This is a genomic window from Enterococcus crotali, from assembly GCF_000633635.1.
In the GTDB taxonomy this organism is placed as follows: Bacteria; Bacillota; Bacilli; order Lactobacillales; family Enterococcaceae; genus Enterococcus_L; species Enterococcus_L crotali.
On the sequence record NZ_AYPQ01000005.1, the window covers coordinates 14,530 to 36,617 of the forward strand.

At 36.2% G+C, this 22,088-nt stretch carries 20 protein-coding genes, 1 tRNA gene and 2 pseudogenes; 20 read left to right on the forward strand and 3 right to left on the reverse strand.

Annotation, left to right across the window (positions count from 1 at the left end):
- Positions 1 to 174 precede the first annotated feature (174 nt).
- Both V192_RS22600 and V192_RS0111950 read left to right on the forward strand, forming a co-directional pair.
- Positions 175 to 297 carry a hypothetical protein gene (locus tag V192_RS22600; protein WP_086346240.1) on the forward strand — a complete coding sequence of 41 codons (123 nt, stop codon included), beginning with the start codon at positions 175 to 177 and terminating at the stop codon, positions 295 to 297.
- Positions 298 to 397: 100 nt separating this feature from the next.
- Positions 398 to 471: transfer RNA gene (locus V192_RS0111950), tRNA-Arg, on the forward strand.
- A gap of 270 nt (positions 472 to 741) precedes the next feature.
- On the opposite strand, the gene V192_RS0111955 is transcribed toward V192_RS0111950, so the two are convergent.
- Both V192_RS0111955 and V192_RS0111960 read right to left on the reverse strand, forming a co-directional pair.
- Complete coding sequence (locus V192_RS0111955) at positions 742 to 1,392, reverse strand: uracil-DNA glycosylase (protein WP_025872040.1); 651 nt, start codon at positions 1,390 to 1,392, stop codon at positions 742 to 744.
- A gap of 61 nt (positions 1,393 to 1,453) precedes the next feature.
- A complete protein-coding gene (locus V192_RS0111960; protein ID WP_025872041.1) occupies positions 1,454 to 2,692 on the reverse strand; it encodes an aminopeptidase in 1,239 nt (412 codons plus the stop codon).
- Positions 2,693 to 2,946: 254 nt separating this feature from the next.
- On the opposite strand from V192_RS0111960, the gene V192_RS0111965 reads away from it, so the two are divergent.
- A complete protein-coding gene (locus V192_RS0111965; RefSeq protein ID WP_025872042.1) occupies positions 2,947 to 3,519 on the forward strand; it encodes a TetR/AcrR family transcriptional regulator in 573 nt (190 codons plus the stop codon).
- A 68-nt stretch (positions 3,520 to 3,587) separates the two neighbouring features.
- On the opposite strand, the gene V192_RS0111970 is transcribed toward V192_RS0111965, so the two are convergent.
- The gene (locus V192_RS0111970) at positions 3,588 to 4,031 is read right to left on the reverse strand and encodes a flavodoxin (protein ID WP_025872043.1); all 444 of its coding nucleotides are present in this window, start codon (positions 4,029 to 4,031) and stop codon (positions 3,588 to 3,590) included.
- 419 nt (positions 4,032 to 4,450) lie between these two features.
- Here V192_RS0111970 and map point away from each other — a divergent pair, with 419 nt between their 5' ends.
- The 17 genes and pseudogenes from map to V192_RS0112055 all read left to right on the forward strand — a co-directional run bounded on the left by map (position 4,451) and on the right by V192_RS0112055 (position 22,062).
- Complete coding sequence (map, locus tag V192_RS0111975; RefSeq protein WP_025872044.1) at positions 4,451 to 5,215, forward strand: type I methionyl aminopeptidase; 765 nt, start codon at positions 4,451 to 4,453, stop codon at positions 5,213 to 5,215.
- 117 nt (positions 5,216 to 5,332) lie between these two features.
- Positions 5,333 to 6,247 (forward strand): YihY/virulence factor BrkB family protein, encoded by a 915-nt coding sequence (locus tag V192_RS0111980; RefSeq protein WP_025872046.1) that lies wholly within the window; start codon positions 5,333 to 5,335, stop codon positions 6,245 to 6,247.
- Positions 6,248 to 6,377: 130 nt separating this feature from the next.
- On the forward strand, positions 6,378 to 7,514 hold the full coding sequence (locus V192_RS0111985; protein ID WP_025872048.1) for a glycosyltransferase family 4 protein: 1,137 nt from the start codon (positions 6,378 to 6,380) through the stop codon (positions 7,512 to 7,514).
- Between the two features lie 270 nt (positions 7,515 to 7,784).
- Complete coding sequence (locus V192_RS0111990; protein ID WP_025872050.1) at positions 7,785 to 8,567, forward strand: glycosyltransferase family 2 protein; 783 nt, start codon at positions 7,785 to 7,787, stop codon at positions 8,565 to 8,567.
- On the forward strand, positions 8,567 to 9,400 hold the full coding sequence (locus V192_RS0111995) for a glycosyltransferase (RefSeq protein WP_025872052.1): 834 nt from the start codon (positions 8,567 to 8,569) through the stop codon (positions 9,398 to 9,400). The genes V192_RS0111990 and V192_RS0111995 overlap by 1 nt, the downstream gene beginning before the upstream one ends.
- Positions 9,401 to 10,113, forward strand: a pseudogene (locus V192_RS20110) (glycosyltransferase family 2 protein).
- A 127-nt stretch (positions 10,114 to 10,240) separates the two neighbouring features.
- Positions 10,241 to 11,124, forward strand: a pseudogene (gene rfbA / locus V192_RS20115) (glucose-1-phosphate thymidylyltransferase RfbA).
- Entirely contained in the window at positions 11,124 to 11,696 is a 573-nt protein-coding gene (rfbC, locus tag V192_RS0112010) for a dTDP-4-dehydrorhamnose 3,5-epimerase (RefSeq protein ID WP_025872055.1), read from the forward strand. The pseudogene rfbA and the gene rfbC overlap by 1 nt, the downstream one beginning before the upstream one ends.
- Before the next feature lie 22 nt (positions 11,697 to 11,718).
- Entirely contained in the window at positions 11,719 to 12,747 is a 1,029-nt protein-coding gene (gene rfbB, locus V192_RS0112015; protein WP_025872057.1) for a dTDP-glucose 4,6-dehydratase, read from the forward strand.
- A 117-nt stretch (positions 12,748 to 12,864) separates the two neighbouring features.
- A complete protein-coding gene (gene rfbD, locus V192_RS0112020; RefSeq protein ID WP_256926352.1) occupies positions 12,865 to 13,776 on the forward strand; it encodes a dTDP-4-dehydrorhamnose reductase in 912 nt (303 codons plus the stop codon).
- Between the two features lie 13 nt (positions 13,777 to 13,789).
- Positions 13,790 to 15,313: a DUF2142 domain-containing protein gene (locus V192_RS0112025; protein WP_025872061.1), complete on the forward strand. Its 1,524-nt coding sequence runs from the start codon at positions 13,790 to 13,792 to the stop codon at positions 15,311 to 15,313.
- Positions 15,314 to 15,333: 20 nt separating this feature from the next.
- Positions 15,334 to 16,062 carry a glycosyltransferase family 2 protein gene (locus V192_RS0112030; protein WP_025872063.1) on the forward strand — a complete coding sequence of 243 codons (729 nt, stop codon included), beginning with the start codon at positions 15,334 to 15,336 and terminating at the stop codon, positions 16,060 to 16,062.
- Positions 16,062 to 16,403, forward strand: coding sequence for a DUF2304 domain-containing protein (locus V192_RS0112035; RefSeq protein WP_025872065.1), 342 nt, complete (start codon positions 16,062 to 16,064; stop codon positions 16,401 to 16,403). Before V192_RS0112030 ends, V192_RS0112035 begins: the two co-directional genes overlap by 1 nt.
- Positions 16,403 to 16,747, forward strand: coding sequence for a hypothetical protein (locus V192_RS0112040; RefSeq protein ID WP_025872068.1), 345 nt, complete (start codon positions 16,403 to 16,405; stop codon positions 16,745 to 16,747). The genes V192_RS0112035 and V192_RS0112040 overlap by 1 nt, the downstream gene beginning before the upstream one ends.
- A gap of 151 nt (positions 16,748 to 16,898) precedes the next feature.
- Positions 16,899 to 17,693 carry an ABC transporter permease gene (locus V192_RS0112045; RefSeq protein WP_025872070.1) on the forward strand — a complete coding sequence of 265 codons (795 nt, stop codon included), beginning with the start codon at positions 16,899 to 16,901 and terminating at the stop codon, positions 17,691 to 17,693.
- Positions 17,694 to 17,711: 18 nt separating this feature from the next.
- Entirely contained in the window at positions 17,712 to 18,929 is a 1,218-nt protein-coding gene (locus V192_RS0112050) for an ABC transporter ATP-binding protein (protein ID WP_025872072.1), read from the forward strand.
- Entirely contained in the window at positions 18,919 to 22,062 is a 3,144-nt protein-coding gene (locus tag V192_RS0112055) for a glycosyltransferase (protein ID WP_025872075.1), read from the forward strand. Before V192_RS0112050 ends, V192_RS0112055 begins: the two co-directional genes overlap by 11 nt.
- Positions 22,063 to 22,088: the final 26 nt, after the last annotated feature.

Consider the following 22,088-nt stretch of genomic DNA (forward strand, 5'->3'; position numbering starts at 1 on the left):
ACCTCTACTTTCTTTTTATTTACCGTAAGTGGTATAGTTCAACCTTAACATCGGTAAGTCGACTTTGCGAATTTTTTGACTGTAAGCAGATGATTAGCGGAACTAGTTGGAAGTCCTTATAATATAAGATAAAGGTACGTATAAAACGTTTAAAATTGAAAGGTAGTGAATAGCATGAGTAAAACAAAAGAAGAAAAAGTTGCAAGAAATGGTAAAATTGGTAAAACATTAGCTGTTGTTGTAGGTGGACTTTATTTGGTCAAAATGCTAAAAGGCAAAAAGGACGCTAAGAAATAAAGCGTGTTGGGAAAGTGATCTTGATTTTTGTATCAGGATTGCTTTCTTTTTATTTTTCATTGACACTGACTGAAAAGACTTCTAAAATAAGTAAGTAAATGTTCTCGTAGCTCAGTAGGATAGAGCAATCGCCTCCTAAGCGATAGGCCGCTGGTTCGATTCCAGTCGGGAACGTAAAAAGAGTCCGAGACAAAAGCGTTTAGCTCCGAGAACCAAGTAGGTACTGTGCAGCATCAACTCGTACCTCGTTGTGTTTTACAGCAATAAGAGGGAATTTACGAAAATTTTTGTGAATTTCAGCTTATTTCTCGGAGCTGCTTTTTTCTCGCCGTTTATTCGGTTTTAGAGCGCACATCAAAACTGATTTTTAGTTTTGCCCCACACCCTTTATTTGTGCCAAATAAGTTGTTGAAAAATTCTTCTTCAGAGATCAATAGCAAAAAATTAATGAAGAGTCATATTTCGTAAATGAGAGCCTAGAAATGCCCAATCATTTTCAATAGTGGATTCAAGTTGTTGATTATAAAAAACAGCTGCAGGGTGATAAATTGGGAACAATGTATAAATATCATTTGTTTCAGTAAGTTTATTCGTTTCATTTGAATAGGTTAGAATTGGTGAACGGAGTAATTTTCCATGATAGCTTGAAATCTTAAAGTCATTTCCCAAAAGCCGTTGTAAACCAATATTGCCCATCGGTACAAGAATTTTAGGTTGAATCGTTTGGATCTCATAATCTAATAGTGGTGCATAGGCTAAGACTTCTGTTTTATTAGGCGTTCGATTAGGATGTTTTATTTCTGTGACTCCAGTTCTTTTATTGAGTTGCTTTTTTATACTGAAGGGTCTGCTTCTAACGGCGCTAGTGATGTAGATAGACTCTCGGGTCAATCCTGCTTTGGACAACCAGCCATCTAGTTTTTTTCCTGATTTACCGCTAAAAGGGACATTTGTTTTTATTTCGGTTTCACCCGGAGCTTCACCGATCAGCATTAATGTTGCACCTTTGGGACCTTTACCAGAAAGAAAACCTTCTAAATGATGTCCGTGCATTTTTTGTTCGACGGTTTCAACTAATTTTTTGGGATAGTCCATGATGAATGCCTTCTTTCTAAAAAAACGTACTGATTTATATAATCAGCACGTCTTTTTCTTTTTAAGCCCAATCACCATTACGGAAAATTGGTACATGAGTTCCGTCTTCTCTGATACCATCAATAGCCATTTTATCTGATCCTACCATAAAATCAACATGAGTATGACTGCGATTTAAACCCGCTTCGATCAATTCGTCTTCACTCATCTCAGTTCCACCTTGTAAATTGAAAGCATAAGCAGAGCCAAAAGCTAAATGATTTGAAGCATTTTCATCAAATAATGTATTGTAGAAAATGATTCCTGATTGAGAAATTGGTGATGGATCTGGTACTAAAGCAACTTCGCCTAAATGACGTGCACCTTCGTCTGTTTCAAGTAATTTAGCTAATACTTCTTCACCTTGTTCAGCAGAAAAATCAATGACTTTCCCGTCTTTAAATGTAAATTTCATTCCAGAGATCGTTGTCCCAGCATAACTTAAAGGTTTGGTACTGGAAACAACGCCATCAACATGTCGTCGGTCAGGAGCTGTAAAGACTTCTTCAGTTGGCATATTGGCCATAAACTTCTCACCACGAGCATTGTCGCTACCAGCGCCTTCCCATAAGTGATTCTTAGGCAAGCCAATCACTAAATCTGTACCTGGTGCTGTGTAATGCAAGGCCTTAAATTGTTCCTTGTTTAGTTGCTCAGCTTTTGTTGCAAGTTTATTGTCATGGGCTTGCCAAGCGGCAATTGGATCTGCTTCATAGACACGGGTCGTTTTGAATATTTGATCCCAAAGGGCGTCCACTTGTTGGTCACTATCTTTTAAGTCAGGGAAAACTTTAGCAGCCCATTCTTTGCCGGCTGCGGCTACGACTGTCCAGCTGACTTTGTTGGCTTGTGTTACTTTTCTTAAGTTAGCCATGGCTTTGCCAGAAGCAGACTGAAAAGTAGCCACTCGATCTGCATCTACACCAGCCAATGCATCAGGATTAGCTGATACTACGCTGATTCGACTGGCACCTTTTGCAATCCAGTCATCCGTTTGATCTATTTTATGTTGAGGAACCTCTTTTAAATATTTTTCATCAGCATGCAATAAAAACTCACGTTGCACGATATCGTCATTCCATTGGACGATGACCTCGCCTGCTCCTAATTTATAAGCTTCTTCTGTAATCAATCGGGCCAAAGGTGCTTGGTCAACACTGATTTGTAAAACAATGCTTTGTCCTTTTTGAACGTTAACGCCAGTTTCAACGATCAAGCGTGCATATTTTTTTAATATCTCGTCAAAATTTGGTAATGTCATAGAATAACCTCCTGATTTTTAATCATATAATCTTCCATATCATAACATGTAAGGAGCATCAACTCAATTAATCAAGCAGGAACAACTTCTTATTTAATTCAATGAAAAACCTCTGGAAAGTCCCGTATAATCAAATAAACAAAATAATATAAAACGAAGGACTAGTATTTTGCAGAATAAACAAATCGTGTTACAATAACTGTAGTATTTATATGGAAGCGTTGTAAAGGATAGGTAGAGGGGATTGAAAGATTATGGCAAGAAAAAAAACAATTACTAAAGATCAGATTTTAAATGCTGCATACGAAGTAGTGGCCACTGAAGGCTTTTCGAAATTCACCGCACGAAACATTGCAACCAAAATGAAATGCTCAACACAACCTATTTATTTAGAATTCAAAAATATGGACGATTTAAAAGAAGAATTATTTGAAAAGATCCATCAATATTTAGCTAAAGAAGTATTTCCAGTGACACATACAGGGAACACGATAGTGGATTTAGCGTTAAATTACATTCACTTTGCTAAAAATGAAAGTAAATTATATCGTGCTTTGTACTTAGAAGAATACGGCGGTGGAAAAAGAATGCAGGAATTTTCGTATAGTTATTTTTCAAATGCCGTCAAACAAGATCAAGATTATAAGAAGTTAAATGATACTGAGATCAATTCTCTTCATATGGGAACGTGGATTGTTGCAACCGGGATTGCAGCCTTGATGACTTCCGGTATCATTCATCCAAGTGATCAACAAATCGAGCGCTTGATGAAAGAGGCAATTGAACAAATATTAGAACGAAATGAACCAATCGATATTGATAGCTAAAGGAATCAGAAGAAGAGGCGGTAACATTACTCAACGAGTGATGTTACCGCCTCTAGCTATTCAAGCCATTATTTTGCAGCTTCTGCTATTTTTTTAGCAAAGGCTTCTAGGTTTTGAATATCTTCTTCTTCTGCAGCGAGATCGACTTTTACGCTATCTGCTCCTTTTGAAGCACCGATTTTTGTAAAAGCAGCGTCAAAGTCATCAACTGACTTACAAAATTCATCGTAAAACGTATCACCAGAACCACAGACGCCGTAAGTTTTTCCTGATAGATCGATCTCTTGTAATTCTTCATAGAAATCTACAATTTCATCAGGCAATTCGCCGTCACCATATGTATACGTTGCAATAACACAGATGTCAGCATCTTCAAAATCTTCTGGATCGACTTGCGTACATTCGTTGATTTCAACTTCAATATCTAAATTTTCAAAAGCTTCAGCAACAATATCTGCGATTTCTTCTGTATTTCCAGTCATGCTTGCATAAACGATTTTAGCTAAGGTCATTAGAGTTCCTCCTTCAAATTGTACAATCTTGATTATATCAGAAGAACAAAGGTCATGTAAAACACAAAATGAAGAGTAGAAAAGAAGTACAACTTCTCTTTTATTGCTATTATATCAGTGTTTATTTGGAGGAACTAGGCGGAAAATAGCATGGAATATATTTTTAACAGCTACTTTTCAGTGAAATTTTCATAAATTATGATAAAATACTCTTAGATAAAGATTAACTGGCTCAATGAGCTAGTTACTACGCACTGTTCTGATCGCATCCATTTCTAAGAGCGTAAGCTCTTAGGAGTGAGGGTCTATAAAAAAGATAAATATGTCTATGACAAAAATCGTTACAAACATATTGACCTATTTTTCTATGAGACTGAACGAGCCCACTGTGCTTTTAAATTTTAGGAGGACGATATTGAATGATTACATTAAAATCACCAAGAGAAATTGAAATGATGGATGAATCTGGAGAATTATTGGCAGATGTGCATCGTCATTTACGTACGTTTATCAAACCAGGTGTTACAAGTTGGGACATTGAAGTATTTGTGAGAGACTTTATTGAAAGCCATGGCGGAATTGCCGCACAGATTGGTTTTGAAGACTATAAATATGCAACTTGCTGTAGTATCAACGATGAAATTTGTCATGGTTTTCCTCGAAAAAAACCGTTGAAAGACGGCGATTTGATCAAAGTTGATATGTGTATTGACTTAAAAGGTGCAGTATCAGATTCTTGTTGGGCATATGTAGTAGGTAAATCAACGCCTGAATTGGATCATTTGATGGAAGTAACAAGAAAGGCCTTGTATCTAGGAATCGAGCAAGCCCAAGTCGGCAATCGAATTGGGGATATTGGGCATGCCATTCAAACCTATGTTGAAAGTGAAAATTTATCTGTTGTAAGAGATTTTGTAGGTCATGGCATTGGTCCAACGATTCATGAAAGTCCAGTCATTCCTCATTATGGCGAAGCAGGTAAAGGCTTACGTTTGAAAGAAGGTATGGTCATTACCATTGAACCCATGGTCAATACTGGAACTTGGCGGATGAAGATGGATCCAAACGGCTGGACAGCTTATACTTTAGATGGCGGCATTAGTTGTCAATTTGAACACACCTTGGCGATCACAAAAGAAGGTCCAAAGATCTTGACTTCTCAAGGGGAAGAACTGACCTATTAATTAAAGGTAAAAAAGCAGCTAACAGATTTAAAAGAAAACAATGCGGTAATATGTACTAGATCGACTAAATTGAATAGAGTGAAAGACTTGTATTAACTAAAGTTAGAGGAGAATGTTATGAAACTGGTGGACAAAGTAAAAAGCAATGAAAAATTAATGCGTTTCATTGAAACAACCCAAAATCGAATGATTGATTCAGAGATTGGAAATACGTCAGTCGTTGTAGCTTATTATTTACTTTTGTCCCTTTTTCCTCTACTGATTGCGGTAGGTAATATTCTACCGTACCTACATATTGATCCAAATGATGTTCTGCCTTATATTGCTGAGGCAATTCCAAAGGCGATTTTTAACGACTTAAAACCAGCGATCCAATCATTGTTAACGCAACGCTCTGGCAGTTTACTTTCAATTTCTGCACTAGCTGCCTTATGGAGTGCTAGCCAAAGTATCAACGCCTTACAAACCGCAATGAATAAAGCCTTTGGTGTGGAGCAGCGTAAAAATTTTATTATTGTGCGGCTGATGTCCTTGTTTGTGATTCTCTTGTTTTTGACAGCGATTGTAGGTGTGGTCGGTGTTTTAGGGTTAGGTAAAACGATTTTAGATTTGCTGCAGCCGATTTTCCATTTTTCAACGGATTTTATTGATACCTTTCAAGCGTTAAAATGGCCGATCACGTCATTGGTATTGCTAGTGATCATGTGTTTGATTTATCGAGTTGTTCCAAATGCGAAACTGACTTTTCGTTCAATTATTCCTGGTGCTATCTTTGCAACCATAGGCTGGATGTTATTGTCACAGGTTTTTGGACTTTATATCAAGTACTTCAGCTCAAAGATTGCCAGCTATCAAATTATAGGAAGTTTTATTGTGCTGATGTTGTGGCTTAATTTTGCTGCAACGGTCATTATTTTAGGTGGTATCATCAATGCTGTTGTTAAAGAATATATTTCAAATGAAAAAATTCAGCATCGTTACGGATTGCTCAATCGGTTAGTTGATAAAATAAAAGAAAAATTAAAGAAATAAGACGAATACTTATAGTTTAGTAAATGAGCGGATCTATTGTTGTGCTCCTTTGGTGGAAACACCTGTTCCAACTTGTAAATATGGAATGATTCGGTATAATATACGATGTACATTAAGAAAGTAGGTCATCATGTCGATGTTTATTTATGAAATTTTTATTCGTCTATTTTTGACGTTTATTTTATCGCTGATCGTAACGCCAATTGTTAAATTATTGGCTTTTAGAATAGGAGCCTATGATGCACCAGGCGAAAGAAGAGTAAATACGAAAAACATGCCTACAGCTGGTGGATTGGGTATTTATTTTGTCTTTTCATTTTCTTGTTTAGTCATGTTTCAATCGATTATACCGATCGATTACATTTGGCCAATTATTCTAGCAGCAGGAATCGTCGTTGTAACCGGCTTGATTGATGATATTTATGAATTGTCACCAAAGAAAAAAACATTAGGCATTTTGCTTGGAGCGTTAGTTATTTATTTTGTGGCTGGCATTCGGATCGATATGGTAACATTGCCATTTTTTGGTCATATTGATTTACGCTGGCTTAGTTTGCCTTTAACGTTATTTTGGATATTGGCTATTACGAATGCTATTAATTTGATCGATGGTTTGGATGGACTAGCTTCAGGTGTTTCCATTATTAGTCTAACAACGATCGGTGTCATCGGTTATTTTTTTCTTCATGCCAAAACGGTTTTTATTCCTATTGTGATTTTTGTCTTGGTTGCAAGTATTGCAGGATTCTTTCCATATAATTTTTATCCAGCTAAGATTTTTTTAGGAGATACTGGTGCCTTATTCTTAGGGTTTATGATTGCAGTGATGTCGCTGCAAGGGCTTAAAAATGCTACATTTATTACAGTGATCACACCGATGATTATTTTGGGTGTGCCGATTACAGATACTGTTTATGCAATCATTCGGCGTGTGATGAACAAACGTCCGATTTCATCAGCTGATAAAATGCATCTGCATCATCGCCTGTTGTCTCTTGGATTCACGCATAAAGGTGCAGTGATGACGATTTATGGACTGGCATTGGTCTTTTCATTTGTTGCATTGTTGTTTAGTTATGCAAGCAATGTTGCGTCGATTTTACTGATCGTTTTCAGCGCAATCGGACTAGAGCTATTTATTGAAATGATCGGGTTGGTCGGAGAAAATCATCAGCCGTTGACCTACATTTTACGTATGTTTGGGAACCGTGAATTTCGTCATCAACAATTGGAAAAACGGTTAGGGAAACACTCTAAAAAAAAGTAAATAATCAATTGAGAATCTTTGCTGGAATTTTAAGCTGTGTTATAATCTATTGATTGAGTAAAATGAGAGAGCGGGACAAAACTCAGTTAGTTTTGCTCCGCTCTCCTAGAATTCAAAGGAATCAATGTTAGAATTATAGTGTATGTTTTTTTACATAATGAAAGACTACCTAACTGAAGCGATTTTGCTTTACTTTAGATGAGAATAAGTTAGTTCAGAGAACTGCTGACTTGATTCTTCTTATTTTTTATTTTAATGAGGTGCAAAAATATGAATGATAGAATAACGATTTCCATTGTTACTCACAATAGCCGTCATATTTTTGATGTGCTTGATAATTTAAAAACTGAATTAGGTCTGACCTCAAATTATGATATACATATATTTGACAATGCTTCACAGACGCAGTATATAAAACAACTTGAAAGTTATGACTCATTTATTACTTTGCATACTTCTGCTGAAAATAAAGGCTTTGGCTATGGACACAATCAAGTACTGACAAAGGTTAATGCACGTTATGCGGTCATTTTTAATCCTGATGTTTTGATTACAAAAGAAGCGCTAGACAATGTGGTTCAACGAATGAAAGAAGACGAGCAGTTAGCTGCGGTCTGTCCAAAAGTCTTGAATTCAGATGGAACCACACAATATTTAGTGCGCCAAAAACTGGATGTATTTGATTACATGCTACGTTTCGTCCCTTTTCAAGCGGTCAAAAAGTTATTTGATAAGCGCTTAAGCTATTATGAGTGTCGAGACTTGCCAGAGAATCAAACAACCTACATCAAAATGGGTTCGGGTTGCTTTATGGTGATCGATATCGACAAATTCAACCAAATTGGCGGTTTTGATGAACGCTTTTTCATGTATTTTGAAGATAATGATTTGTGCTTAAGATTTGGAAAAGCCGGCTACAAGATTTTATATACACCTTTTGAAACCGTGATTCATTTGTATGAAAAAGGAGCACATAAAAACAAGAAATTATTTAAAATCTTCCTACAATCAATGATCAAATTTTTTAATAAATGGGGCTGGAGGTTTTTCTAGTGGAGAATAAGTTGGTTATCACGATCGTTATGTATCAAACTGCATTCTCGCAAACCCCCAGTTACGATCATCTAAAAAAAATAATGATGGATCAGCAGTCTGTCTATTTACTTGTTTATGATAACAGCAAAATAGCTCAGGAGGATGCGTTGTTTCAGCGAGAGAATGTTCGCTATATTCACGATGAGACGAATCCTGGATTGGCTGAAGCTTATAATACAGGCAGTCGATATCTTCAAGAGCTACAAGGTGACTTACTGCTATTGTTGGATCAAGATACACTACTTGATGAAGCCTATCTTAAGACGTTATTAGCACTGGAAATTGAGGGGGGAATCGGTGCGTATGTGCCGATTATCAACTCTCATGGCCGACAAATTTCTCCAGTGTTTGCAGACCGATACATCGGAGGGAAATCAGCACTGCCGAAACCAGGTGTTTACTCACAAAGAATCATGAGCATTAATTCTGGTACCGCGATTCCTCAAGAAACGATCAAAAGTATTGGTCAATTCAATCCTGATTTTCCGTTGGACTTTTTAGATCATTGGGTGTTTTGGCAAATCCATCAGCTCAATAAAAAAATCTGCGTGTTGGATCATCACGTGATGCATGATTTGTCTGTTTTGGACTATCGAACAATCAATAGTAAAAGATATGACTCGATCATTCAGGGAGAAACGTTGTTTTATCAAAAATATGATCAGGATAAATTTTATACTCACAGAAGGCACCTGCTGCTAAGAACGCTCAAACAATTTTTACGTGTCAAGAACCGGAAAATTTGGCGCCGAACGTTTTTAGAATACCGATTACTAATGAAAGGAAAATAAATGATTTCAGTTTGTCTTGCTACTTATAATGGAGAAAAGTATTTAGAAGAACAACTTGCGAGTATTTTACCTCAGCTGGGATCTGATGATGAGTTGATTATATCGGATGATGGGTCAACAGACGGAACACTGGCGATTCTTGGAGGCTATACGGCCCAAGATCAGCGAGTAAAAATCTTTACAGGTCCAGGTCAAGGCGTGATCGCTAATTTTGAATTTGCGGTCAATCAAAGTCAAGGGGAATATATTTTTTTAGCAGATCAAGATGACGTCTGGCTTCCCGAAAAAGTTCAAACAACCTTAGATTTTTTCAAATGCATCCGAAAATAGAGCTAGTGATCAGCGATCTCGTGATTGTAAATGAACAGCTAGAAGTGATCGAGCCTTCTTATTTTGCCTATCGAAATGTAAAAATCGGTTTTTTTCATAACATAGTAAAAAATAAATATATCGGTGCTGGCATGGCCTTTCGTAGTAGCCTAAAAACACGGATATTGCCGATTCCATCAAAAGTTCCGATGCACGACATGTGGATCGGTTTGATTGCAGCCTATCGGAACAAAAGTGCATTGATTACACAACCACTCACACTATACCGGAGACATGGCAACAATGCGAGTGAGATCAATACAAAAGCCAGTTTTTTTCAACAGTTAAAATGGCGTTGTGCGATCAGTTATGTACTTTTCAAAAGAATATTTTTCAAGGCGTGAGAAACAGTTACTTTACAGTTTTGTAAAATATTCTTAAAATGAATGACAATCATTGCTAATAATGCAATAATAACATTTAGTGATGTTGCAAATAACAATAAAATAAATTAGTATAAGGAGTTTTTTCATGAAAGGGATCATCTTAGCTGGAGGAAGTGGAACCAGACTATATCCGTTAACGAAAGCCACATCAAAACAATTAATGCCTATCTACGACAAACCAATGATCTATTATCCAATGTCTACTTTGATGTTGGCAGGAATCAAAGAAATTTTGATTATTTCTACACCCGATGATACGCCGCGCTTTGAAAATTTATTTGGCGATGGAAAAGATCTAGGTATTCATATTGAATATGCAGTTCAAGAAAGTCCTGATGGTCTTGCGCAAGCCTTTATCATAGGAGAGAAGTTTATCGGTGATGATAGTGTTTGTCTTGTTTTAGGTGATAATATTTATTATGGCGGCGGACTATCTAACATGTTGCAGCGCGCAGCTACAAAGGAAAGCGGAGCGACTGTTTTCGGTTATCATGTGAACGATCCGGAGCGTTTGGTGTAGTTGAGTTTGATGATCAAATGCGTGCTCTTTCAATTGAAGAAAAACCTGAACAACCAAAATCAAATTATGCTGTTACTGGCCTATATTTTTACGATAATGATGTAATTGAGATTGCCAAAAATATTAAACCATCCGACCGTGGTGAATTAGAGATCACCGATGTCAATAAAGTCTATTTGGAAAAGAATAAATTATCTGTTGAATTGATGGGACGTGGCTATGCGTGGTTAGATACTGGAACGCATGAATCGCTTTTGGAAGCTTCAACATTTATTGAAACGATTGAAAAACGACAAAATTTAAAAGTAGCTTGTTTGGAAGAAATTGCGTATCGAATGGGTTATATCACAAAAAATCAATTAGTTGAGTTAGCACAGCCATTGAAGAAAAATGGGTACGGACAATACTTACTAAGATTAGCAGACACAGAAGTAGGGGCGAAGGATTAATGAAAGTTATTGAGACGAAACTACAAGATGTAAAAATCATTGAGATGGATGTTTTTGGCGACCATCGCGGCTTTTTTACAGAGAGCTATTCCAAAGAAAAATTTGCTGAACATGGTTTGGATTTTGACTTTGTTCAAGATAACCATTCGCTTTCAAGTGAAGCTGGCGTTTTACGTGGCTTGCATTTTCAAAAAGGTGAGGCGGCTCAAACAAAATTGATTCGTGTCGTAACCGGTGCAGTGCTAGATGTGATCGTGGATATTCGTAAAGGCAGCCCCACTTATGGACAATGGGAAGGCTATATTTTGTCAGAGCGCAATCATCGCCAACTATTGGTACCTAAAGGCTATGCACATGGATTTGTAACGTTGACACCAAATGTCAACTTTATGTATAAGTGCGATAATTATTATAATGCACCGGCAGATGGCGGTATTGCCTTTGATGATCCAGGTCTAGCAATCGATTGGCCAATTGATATCCAAAAAGCAATTACCTCTGAAAAAGATAAAAATCACCCAACGTTAAAAGAATTTGAAGCTGAAAATCCTTTTGTTTATGGTGAAATCTAAAAAACTAGGAGAGATCTAGAAGATGAAAAACATCATTGTTACTGGTGGAGCGGGCTTCATCGGATCAAACTTTGTTCATTATGTGGTGAACAATCATCCAGAAGTCCATGTCACTGTATTAGATAAATTGACTTATGCAGGAAATAAGAAAAATCTTGAGGGACTACCGACAGATCGTGTTGAGTTAGTTGTGGGCGATATTGCTGATGCTGAATTAGTGGATCGCTTAGTCCAAAAGACTGATGCCGTTGTTCATTACGCAGCGGAATCACATAATGATAATTCATTGAATGATCCATTTCCATTTGTTCAAACCAATATCATTGGCACGTATACATTGATCGAAGCTTGCCGCAAACACGATGTCCGTTACCATCATGTTTCAACCGATGAAGTTTATGGAGATTTGCCTCTACGCGAAGATTTACCAGGACATGGGGACGGTGTAGGCGAGAAATTTACAGCTGAAACGCCTTATAACCCATCAAGCCCATACTCTTCGACCAAGGCAGGTTCTGACTTGTTAGTAAAAGCTTGGGGACGTTCATTTGGACTAAAAGCAACAATTTCTAATTGTTCTAACAATTATGGTCCATATCAACATATTGAAAAATTTATCCCGCGCCAAATTACGAATGTATTGAGTGGGATTACGCCTAAATTATATGGTGCAGGTAAAAATGTTAGAGATTGGATTCATACAAATGATCACTCGTCAGCTGTTTGGACAATCTTGACTAAAGGAAAACTTGGCGAAACTTACCTAATCGGTGCTGACGGAGAAGAAGATAATAAAGCGGTAATGGAATTGATTCTAGAGCTGATGGGTCAGCCCAAAGATGCATACGAGCACGTAAATGATCGTCCTGGTCATGACTTACGTTATGCGATTGATTCAACGAAATTGCGTGAGGAACTAGGTTGGAAGCCAGAATTCACTAATTTCCGTGATGGTTTAGCAGATACGATTGAATGGTACACAGAAAACTCAGGTTGGTGGGAAGCGGATAAAGCCGCGGTAGAAGCCAATTATGCGAAAAACGGTCAATAAATCGATATCGTTTTAATGATATCTTACAGCAGATTTTAACTGAGTATGATTAAAATAGCGAGTTATTGAGCGTGGAACAAAACTAAAAATTGGTTTTGCTCCACGCTCTAAATACGAATCGGCAGCAAAGAGAAGAAGTATGATGAGCTTTATCTTAGCTTCTTTTTCTTAGAGGAGGAAAAAAGAATGATACTTTTAACTGGTGGTAATGGACAACTAGGCACAGAGTTACGTCATTTGTTAGACGAGCAGGGAGTGGCATACACGTCCACAGATTCAAAAGAATTAGATATTACTGATGCGCAAAAGACACTGTCTTTTATCACGAATTTGAAGCCTGATGTGATTTATCATTGTGCAGCTTATACAGCTGTGGATAAAGCAGAAGACGAGGGCAAAGAATTAGATGAGAAGATCAATGTGGACGGCACACGTAATGTAGCTGTTGCGGCTAAAGCTGTTGATGCAACGTTGGTTTATATTAGTACAGATTATGTATTTGACGGAACGAAAAAAGACGAGATGTACAAGACGGATGATCAAACAAACCCTCAAAACGAATATGGCCGTACAAAATTATTAGGCGAACAAATCGTTCAGGAAGTCATGGAAAAATATTACATCATTCGTACTTCATGGGTATTTGGACAATATGGTCATAACTTTGTCTTCACTATGCAAAAATTAGCTGAAACCCGTGATCAATTGACGATTGTTGATGATCAATTTGGCCGCCCAACTTGGACGAGAACATTGGCTGAGTTTATGGTTTTTGTTATAAAGGAAAAGGTTCCTTATGGTATTTACCACCTATCAAATGATAATAGCTGCAACTGGTATGAGTTTGCAAAAGAAATTTTGAAAAATACTAAAGTAGATGTTTTACCAGTAGATTCAAGTAAGTTTCCACAAAAAGCGACTCGACCTAAGTATTCTGTGATGGATCTTAGTAAGACAAAAGAGCTAGGTTTTGAAATTCCAACTTGGGAGAAAGCGTTGGAAGAGATGTTGAATAGTAACAAAAAATAGGGGGAAAATAGTTTTGGTTGGGAGAGAAAAATTTATAGGGTGGTTCAAGGTAGCGTTTAAGCAAAGATGGAAGTATTTGCTAGCGCTGTTAATAATCTTTATGGTATTTACACTGTACTTTTTCCAATTTTCTGCAATGCCTAAAAAAATCATTTTATTGACGGGGATACTTAGTGGACTAGGTATTTTATTGATTGGGAAGAACCTAGCAAAAAGTACATTTTGGATTATTGTGCTGATGGGGACCCTGTTCGCGTTTATCACACCAGTTTTAGATACGCCTGATGAACATGCGCATTTTTCACGAGCAGTCTACTTATCAGAAGGTCATTTTGGAATGAGCGATAAGGCTGACGAGCTGAAAATTTCTAAAGACTTCAAAGTGGTATTAGATCGTGTCCATCATAATTATCACAACGATTTAAAGAAACAGCGTCATACAAAGAAGCAAAATGAAGAAACGGTTATTTCACTAACGGCAACCTATTCGTTTATTAGTTACGTACCACAAGCTATTGGCTGGACGTTAGGTAAGGTTTTGAATATGAACCTGTATTGGAGCTTTTATCTGGGGAGATTGGTCAATTTGATTGCTTATGCGATCTTGTCTTATTTCGCTATAAAAAATGTGAAAAAATTCAAAGTTCCAATGGCAGTTGTAACGACTTTGCCAATGGGAGTTTATCTAGCTGCATCCTATAACCAAGATGGTGTATCATTAGGGTTGATTTTCTTGACAATGTCCTTATTCATTAATTTTATTACAGATGAGTCAAAAATAGAGGCAAAAGAAATTGGTTTGTTTGTGCTATTATGTGGTATATTAGCCACCTGTAAGTTACCTTATGTGATGCTGGCAGGAATCTTGGTTTTTATTAAGCCAAGTCAATACAAAAACAAAAAAACATATCTATTTGCCTTTGGTGCTGTGATTTTAGCTGCGGTGATAGCGTTGCTTTGGTATTATTACTACACAACCTTTACACCAGCAAATAGAATGCCAGAAAAAGACCCAACTGAACAATTGAAATTCATGGTTCACAATGTACCGACAGCAATTAAGTTGATGTTTTCTGGAATAATGGATTCAATCAGTAAGTATCTGGAATTGTTTACATTTGGCTGGTTTTCTTATGGGTCACCACACATTGCATTTATGTACTTAGCTTATATAGGTGGGCTGTTTGTTTTTTATCCATTAGAGATCAAGGCTAAGAATTACTTGAACTCTTTAGGCGCTGCAGTGGTGATGGTGGGGATTATTTTCGCAGTCAATTTAAGCCAATATTTGACTTGGACACCTGTGGGATTGGGAACAGTAGAAGGTGTGCAAGGAAGATATTTTATAGGATTGCTCGTTTTATTACCAATCTTTGTGAATAGTTCAAAGCTTTTTTATCCTCAAGCAGAATTAAGCGAACAAAGAGAGTTAATGAAAAAGTCAGAGTATGCGCAAAATATTTGGGTTTTATCTATAGCAACGTATTTCTTAATGACAATGATATTACTCACTTTAGGAAATTATTATAGAGGCTAATTATAAAGGAGTAAGATGAATTGAAAATATTATTGATTATACCTGCATACAATGAAGAAGAAAATATTTTAAATACAATAATGTCTATTGAAAATTTCAAAAAAGAGAATAGTCAGAACTATTCTTACATCATTGATTACGTTGTAATCAATGATGGTTCAACAGACAAAACGCAAGCTATTTTAGATGAGAATGGAATCAACTCTGTGCAGTTGATCATGAATTTGGGAATCGGTGGCGCTGTTCAAACAGGCTACAGATATGCGGAAGAAAATAATTACGATATTGCTGTTCAGTTTGATGGAGATGGTCAACACGATATCAACAGTTTAGATTTCGTCGTACAGCCGATAATAAAAAAAGAAGCTGATTTTGTCATCGGTTCTAGGTTTTTACCAGAGGAAAAAGCCGATTTTCAAACTACATTCATGCGTCGCGTTGGAATCAAGATCCTGTCCTTTTTGATTTATTTGTCATCTGGGAAAAAGGTTTACGATGTGACTTCTGGATATCGTGCTTGTAATAAAGATATCATCGCTTATTTTTCAAAAAAATACCCAACGAGTTATCCTGAACCAGAATCAACGGTTCATTTACTTAAAAAGAAATTCAATATCAAGGAAGTTGCTGTGAATATGATGGAGCGATCTGGTGGGCAATCATCGATTCGTTCATTTACGTCAGTTAAGTATATGATCGAGGTAAGTATTGCAATTATTGTTTCAGGTTTTATGCGGGAGGGAGACTAATGAGTCCGATTTTAAGAATTGAAGTGCTGATCTTCTCATTACTTTTTTTTGTTTATATTATTCGTTCGATCAATAAGAATATTTTCTTGTTAAAAAATGCCATTAGATGGTTGTTTATATCTGCCGGACTAGTAATTTTTGCTATTTTTCCTAAATTACCAGAGTGGTTAGCAGAACATTTAGGTTTTGAAACGACATCTAATTTCTTATTGATCGCAGCAATCTTTGTTTTGTTGTTTATTGAAATTAAAAATTCCGCCTTGTTGTCAAAACAACAAACGCAAATCAAATTGTTAATCCAAGAACTTTCAATATTGAAAGATAAAAAGGAGAAAAAATAATGTTCTTATTCTTAATATATGTCGTTTTATCAACTTCAGGTTTGATTTTGGTAAAGTTAGGTTCCCAAGCAAATTCAATTCAGATCACAAATGCTATTTTTTCTTTTTCGATGTCTTTTACAACGATTATTGGTTTTTTATGCTACATGTTTAGCTTTGTTTTATGGATGGTCATTATTAGTAAGTCTGAAGTTTCTTATATTGTTCCAATGGGTGTTGCTTTTACAAACATAGCTGTTCTAATAGGCTCTAAACTTATTTTACAAGAACAGGTTTCCCTAGGAACTGTGATCGGGACTGGTGTCATCATTCTGGGGATAGTCATTATCCAACTAGCTAAATAAAAGCCACTAAAATCAGCGTTTACTCTCTAAATCTTAAGAAAATACTTACATAACTTGAAAAAAATGCGTATATTCTTTAAACTAGTAATGTTATGCAGCTTATTTTAAGTAGCAATTTAAAAGCGATGGTAATAAGAAAGGAAACGAATCAATGATACGATCTACGCTATCCATTTTTAAAGACATTTTTAAAAATAGAAAACTGTTATTACAGTTTTCATTTAACGATTTTAAATCAAAATATGCAGGTTCTGCGTTAGGAATCATCTGGGCGTTTATAACTCCTTTAGTGACTGTACTAACTTACTGGTTTGTTTTCTCACAAATTCGTGAGCGAGGAGCGAATGAGGAATATCCGTTTATTGTTTATTTAGTTACTGGATTGATTCCATGGTTCTTTTTCTCAGACTCATTGATGTCTGCGACAAATGTTTTTAGAGAGTATAGCTATCTGGTAAAAAAAGTAGTCTTTAATGTACAGATATTGCCAACATCGAAAATTTTATCAAATCTATATACGCATCTTTTTTTTATTGCGATTGGTTTTGGAATTACTTCATTAACCGGCATTTATCCAACACTACATGCTTTACAATTGATTTATTATCTCTTCTGTCTGATTATTTTCTTAACAGGCATTACTTGGTTAACAGCTTCAACACAACCATTTTTACCTGATATCATGCAATTTATCAATGTGGCGATGCAAACGATTATGTGGACACTGCCCATTTTGTGGCAACCTACTGGATGGATCGAAAAAGTGTTGAAATTGAATCCACTTTACTACATTGTTCAAGGGTACCGTGATTCATTTACAGGGAAAGCGTGGTTCTGGGAACATTGGCAATATGGCTTGTATTTCTGGGGCTTTACAATTGTTCTTTTGTTAATTGGTTCAACTGTATTTAGACGTTTGAAACCTCATTTTTCAGATGTATTATAAAGTATAGGAGCGTAAAAAATGTCAGAATATGCAATCGATATACAGAATATAACAAAAACATATAATATGTATAAAAAACCTTCTGATCGTTTTAAAGAAGCACTTAATCCCATGAAAAAAACGTATCACGATCTCTTTTATGCGTTAAAAGATGTCACAATGCAAATTGAAAAAGGTGAAATGATCGGATTTGTTGGGGAAAATGGTTCTGGTAAATCAACGATTCTTAAAATAATTACAGGTGTCTTAACACCGACGTCTGGTTCCATGAAGATCGATGGAAAAATTTCTGCGTTGTTAGAATTAGGCTCAGGTTTTAATCCTGAGTATTCTGGTTATGAAAATATCTTCTTAAATGGAATGGTTCTTGGGTTTTCAAGAGAAGAAATGCAGGAACGAGTGGATGATGTCATCAAGTTTGCCGATATTGGTGATCACTTATATCAACCTGTAAAAACGTATTCCAGCGGGATGTTTGTCCGTTTAGCTTTCGCTGTGGCAATCAATGTAGATCCAGATATTTTGATCGTGGATGAAGCTTTGGCAGTTGGAGATTTGGAGTTCCAACTGAAGTGTATGGAGAAATTTACCGAAATAAAAAATTCCGGTAAGACAATTCTTTTTGTTTCTCACGATGTGAATTCCGTTCGTCGTTTTTGTGATCGAACATTCTGGTTGAAAAATGGTGAAGTTGTTGAATACGGGGATACGATGGACGTGACAACAAATTACGAAAACTTCTTAAAGAAAAAATCAATCAAAACCGTTGATCGTGAAAAAACAATTCAAAATGAAGAAACAGTTCCTGATATTATCGAAGTGGATAAAGCGACTTTGTTAAATTATGCTCTGGAACCTTTAGAAATCGTTACGCAAGATGAGAAGGTCATTGTAAAATTAGAGTATACGGTTAAAAACGATACGATCAAGTCACCAGTGTGTGGTGTTGCGATTCGAACAGTCGACAATAATTATGTATGTGGACTGAATACTTTATTAGATGGAGTCAAGATTCCTTGGAAAAAAGGTAAAAATGTTTTTTATCTAGAGTATGGGAAAATGTCTCTTTTGACTGGAGAATATTATTTCGACATTGCGTTTTTTGAAGAGCACGCTACAGTACCTTTGGTTTATAAAACGAAATACCTGAACATGTTTATTAGCGGACGCTATGCAGGCGAAGGAATTGTCATTTTAGATCATGAATGGAAGGACACTATTAAAGATGAAATATGATTTTGAGATGGAAGTTGACGAGAGTACTAGTGTTGGTAAAATCGTTGCTCAAATTAAAGAAAACAGCCGAGTATTAGAGTTTGGCCCAGGAAATGGTCGAATGACAAAATATTTGATGGAAGAAAAAAATTGTTATGTCGCAATCGTGGAGCTAGACAAAGAACTTTATGATCATGTCAGTGAATTTTCAAATGACGGATTTTATGGCAATATCGATGAAGAAGCCTGGACGAAACATTTTGAAGGTCAAACCTTTGATTATATTATTTTTGCAGATGTGTTAGAGCATTTAATGAATCCTAAAAATGCACTTATGAAAGTAAAACCCTTTTTAAGTGAAAACGGTCAAATCTTGATCACTTTCCCAAATATTGCGCATAATTCTGTATTGATCGATCTATTTAACAATAAATTAGATTGGCGTGAAACAGGATTATTAGACGCAACACACAAGTCTTTCTTCGTACAAAGCGGCTTTGAAAAACTTTTTGAAGAAATTGGTTTATTTATTGCCAAAGAAGATTTTACGATCAATGAAGTTGGCTATAATGAACTTGAATCTAACTATGAAGACTTGCCAGTGGAAGTTCGTGCTGCGTTTAAAGCACGTCCATTTGGGGAAGTCTATCAGTATTTTTACGCACTTTCTGCTCAAGCGGTAGACAATCCAATTCGCACAATACCAGAAAATTCAAGTTACAGAAAGAATATTCACTTTTTGTACGATTGCGGTGAGGAAGATCAAAAAGAATTTGATGTTCAACTTAATAATGTGTCAGGTGAAAATAAAACATTTACGATCGATATACCGGAAAACATCGAATTATTGAAAATTTTCCCTAGTTTGACAGGAGCGGTAGTCGATATAGAATTAGCTATTGCTGAAACGATCATAAAACCGAGCGCGACAAATGCAGTTTATAGCAAAGAAACAGAATACTTTTTCTCTGATAATCAGGTACCGGTAATGGAAGTAGACGATAAAAAGATTGCTGGAAAAACAATGACGATCACAGTTGACTACAAATACGAAGGCAATTTTTCTGACACGATTCACGGACTGATCGATTATGTAATTGATCAGAAATCGGAAAATAGTCAGTCAAAAAATACAGGATTAATGGTGAGTGAAAAACAAATGACAAATTATAAAAAAGTCTCCATCAGTAAATTTGATTCACTTATTTCACTAAATATTGATGATATCGTTCGTCATGTTGAAGAGAAAAAAACTGTGATTCGTGGTTGGGCCTATTCTAAAGAAGATAAGTTACCGATTGATTTTAAAGTATCTGCTGAAATAACTGTTGAATACTCTGTAACAAGAGAATATCGACGAGATGTTATTGATATGTTTGAATTAAAAGGCGATCAAGAGTATGGTTTTGTGATCGAAGTGATCGATTCAGATGATCAGCCGACGTATATATTGAATATTGCTGCTAACAACGGCCGTAAATTGCAATACCGTCTGGAAAAACCAAATATGGTTCAGCCTGGTAATAAAATCCAACGGGCGATGCGTTCTGTTCAAACAAGAGGACTTATCGGCTCGATGAAATGGTATTTTAAGCGTCAAGAACAACAAGAAGCACCAGTTGATCCATCAGCTATTTTAGAAGAAATCAAAACATTTACATTTCAGCCAAAAATTTCTGTAGCTGTTCCTGTTTATAATGTGGAAGAAAAATGGTTAGACGCCTGTGTCTCTTCTCTTCAAAATCAATATTATGAAAACTGGGAGTTATGTTTAGCTGATGATGCATCACCAAGTAGCTACATCAAGCCCTTACTTAAAAAGTATGCGGATGCCGATGATCGAATCAAAGTGATTTACCGCGAAGAAAATGGTCATATTTCAGAAGCGACAAATTCAGCATTAACGATAGCAACTGGGGATTATATTGGATTTATGGATAACGATGATGAATTAGCGCCGCAAGCGTTATATGAAGTGGTCAAAGCTTTAAATGAAGACCAAACAATCGATTTTATCTATACAGATGAAGACAAAGTTACGGAAAGTGGCAAACGTTTCAATGCGTTCTATAAATCAAAATGGAATTCTGAGCTGATTTTAAACCATAATTACATTACACATTTTGTTGTAGTGAAACGTTCTTTACTAGAAAAAACGGGCGGTTTAAAAACAGAATTTAATGGGGCTCAAGATTATGATTTTGTTTTACGTGCAACTGAAAATGCTGAAAATATCACACATATTCCAGGTATGATGTATCATTGGCGGGCGATTGAATCATCAACTGCTTTGAATCCGGAAAGTAAAGGCTATGCTTATGTTGCGGGACAACGTGCAGTGCAAGCTGCCATGGATCGCCGTAATATCAAAGCCAATGTTGAAATTGCTGAGTTTTATGGTTCCTATAAAATCAATTACGTTTATGAAACAGTGCCAAAAGTATCCATCGTAATTACTAATGATACAGCGGATATCAATGACTATTTGAAAAAATTGTTGGAAAAAACAATTTATGAAAATTATGAGATTGTGCTGCCAAATCAAATGAAAGAAAAAATCCATTCAACAAGTAATAAACTTGTGTACAGTGATGGACAAACAAGAGATGAGTTAGTCAACGCCAGTACAGGTGAATATATCATGTTTTTAGATGCTGGTTTAGTGCCAACGAAAAGCAATTGGCTTACTGAGATGATGAACATGGGACAACAAGCGCAATCCGGAATCGTTACAGGAAGAGTGGTCGATCCGCGTTATCGTATCGAAAATATCGGAATCTCTGTTGATGCAGAGAAAAAACGTCTACTTTACCCAGAACAAGGAACGCCAGGTAAGAGCCTAGGTTATTATTATCGTATTGCGTTACCAAGAAATGTTCAGGCAGTGACTGAAGCATGTATGATTTTCAGAAAAGCGGACTATCTTGCTGTTTCAGGTATCACAGAGGAATTAGGCAAAGACGTTATGGGTGTAGATTTATCCTTGAAGTTTGCTAAACAGCTGAATAAAACAATTATCTACTGTTCTTATGCTATTTTCAAAGCAGAAGAAAAAATGCAAAATCTCGATAAAAAAGCGAACATCAAAGCTTTAACCGATAAATGGTCTGAACAAGACTTAGTCGACAAATACAAAAATCCTAAACATCTATAGCAGAGTGTATATTTGTGTAGCCTTAG

Coding starts and splice junctions, on each gene's coding strand:
- V192_RS22600 (WP_086346240.1), top strand. CDS start 175: ATGAGTAAAACAAAAGAAGAAAAAGTTGCAAGAAATGGTAAAATTGGT.
- V192_RS0111955 (WP_025872040.1), bottom strand. CDS start 1,392: ATGGACTATCCCAAAAAATTAGTTGAAACCGTCGAACAAAAAATGCAC.
- V192_RS0111960 (WP_025872041.1), bottom strand. CDS start 2,692: ATGACATTACCAAATTTTGACGAGATATTAAAAAAATATGCACGCTTG.
- V192_RS0111965 (WP_025872042.1), top strand. CDS start 2,947: ATGGCAAGAAAAAAAACAATTACTAAAGATCAGATTTTAAATGCTGCA.
- V192_RS0111970 (WP_025872043.1), bottom strand. CDS start 4,031: ATGACCTTAGCTAAAATCGTTTATGCAAGCATGACTGGAAATACAGAA.
- map (WP_025872044.1), top strand. CDS start 4,451: ATGATTACATTAAAATCACCAAGAGAAATTGAAATGATGGATGAATCT.
- V192_RS0111980 (WP_025872046.1), top strand. CDS start 5,333: ATGAAACTGGTGGACAAAGTAAAAAGCAATGAAAAATTAATGCGTTTC.
- V192_RS0111985 (WP_025872048.1), top strand. CDS start 6,378: ATGTCGATGTTTATTTATGAAATTTTTATTCGTCTATTTTTGACGTTT.
- V192_RS0111990 (WP_025872050.1), top strand. CDS start 7,785: ATGAATGATAGAATAACGATTTCCATTGTTACTCACAATAGCCGTCAT.
- rfbC (WP_025872055.1), top strand. CDS start 11,124: ATGAAAGTTATTGAGACGAAACTACAAGATGTAAAAATCATTGAGATG.
- rfbB (WP_025872057.1), top strand. CDS start 11,719: ATGAAAAACATCATTGTTACTGGTGGAGCGGGCTTCATCGGATCAAAC.
- V192_RS0112035 (WP_025872065.1), top strand. CDS start 16,062: ATGAGTCCGATTTTAAGAATTGAAGTGCTGATCTTCTCATTACTTTTT.
- V192_RS0112040 (WP_025872068.1), top strand. CDS start 16,403: ATGTTCTTATTCTTAATATATGTCGTTTTATCAACTTCAGGTTTGATT.
- V192_RS0112045 (WP_025872070.1), top strand. CDS start 16,899: ATGATACGATCTACGCTATCCATTTTTAAAGACATTTTTAAAAATAGA.
- V192_RS0112050 (WP_025872072.1), top strand. CDS start 17,712: ATGTCAGAATATGCAATCGATATACAGAATATAACAAAAACATATAAT.
- V192_RS0112055 (WP_025872075.1), top strand. CDS start 18,919: ATGAAATATGATTTTGAGATGGAAGTTGACGAGAGTACTAGTGTTGGT.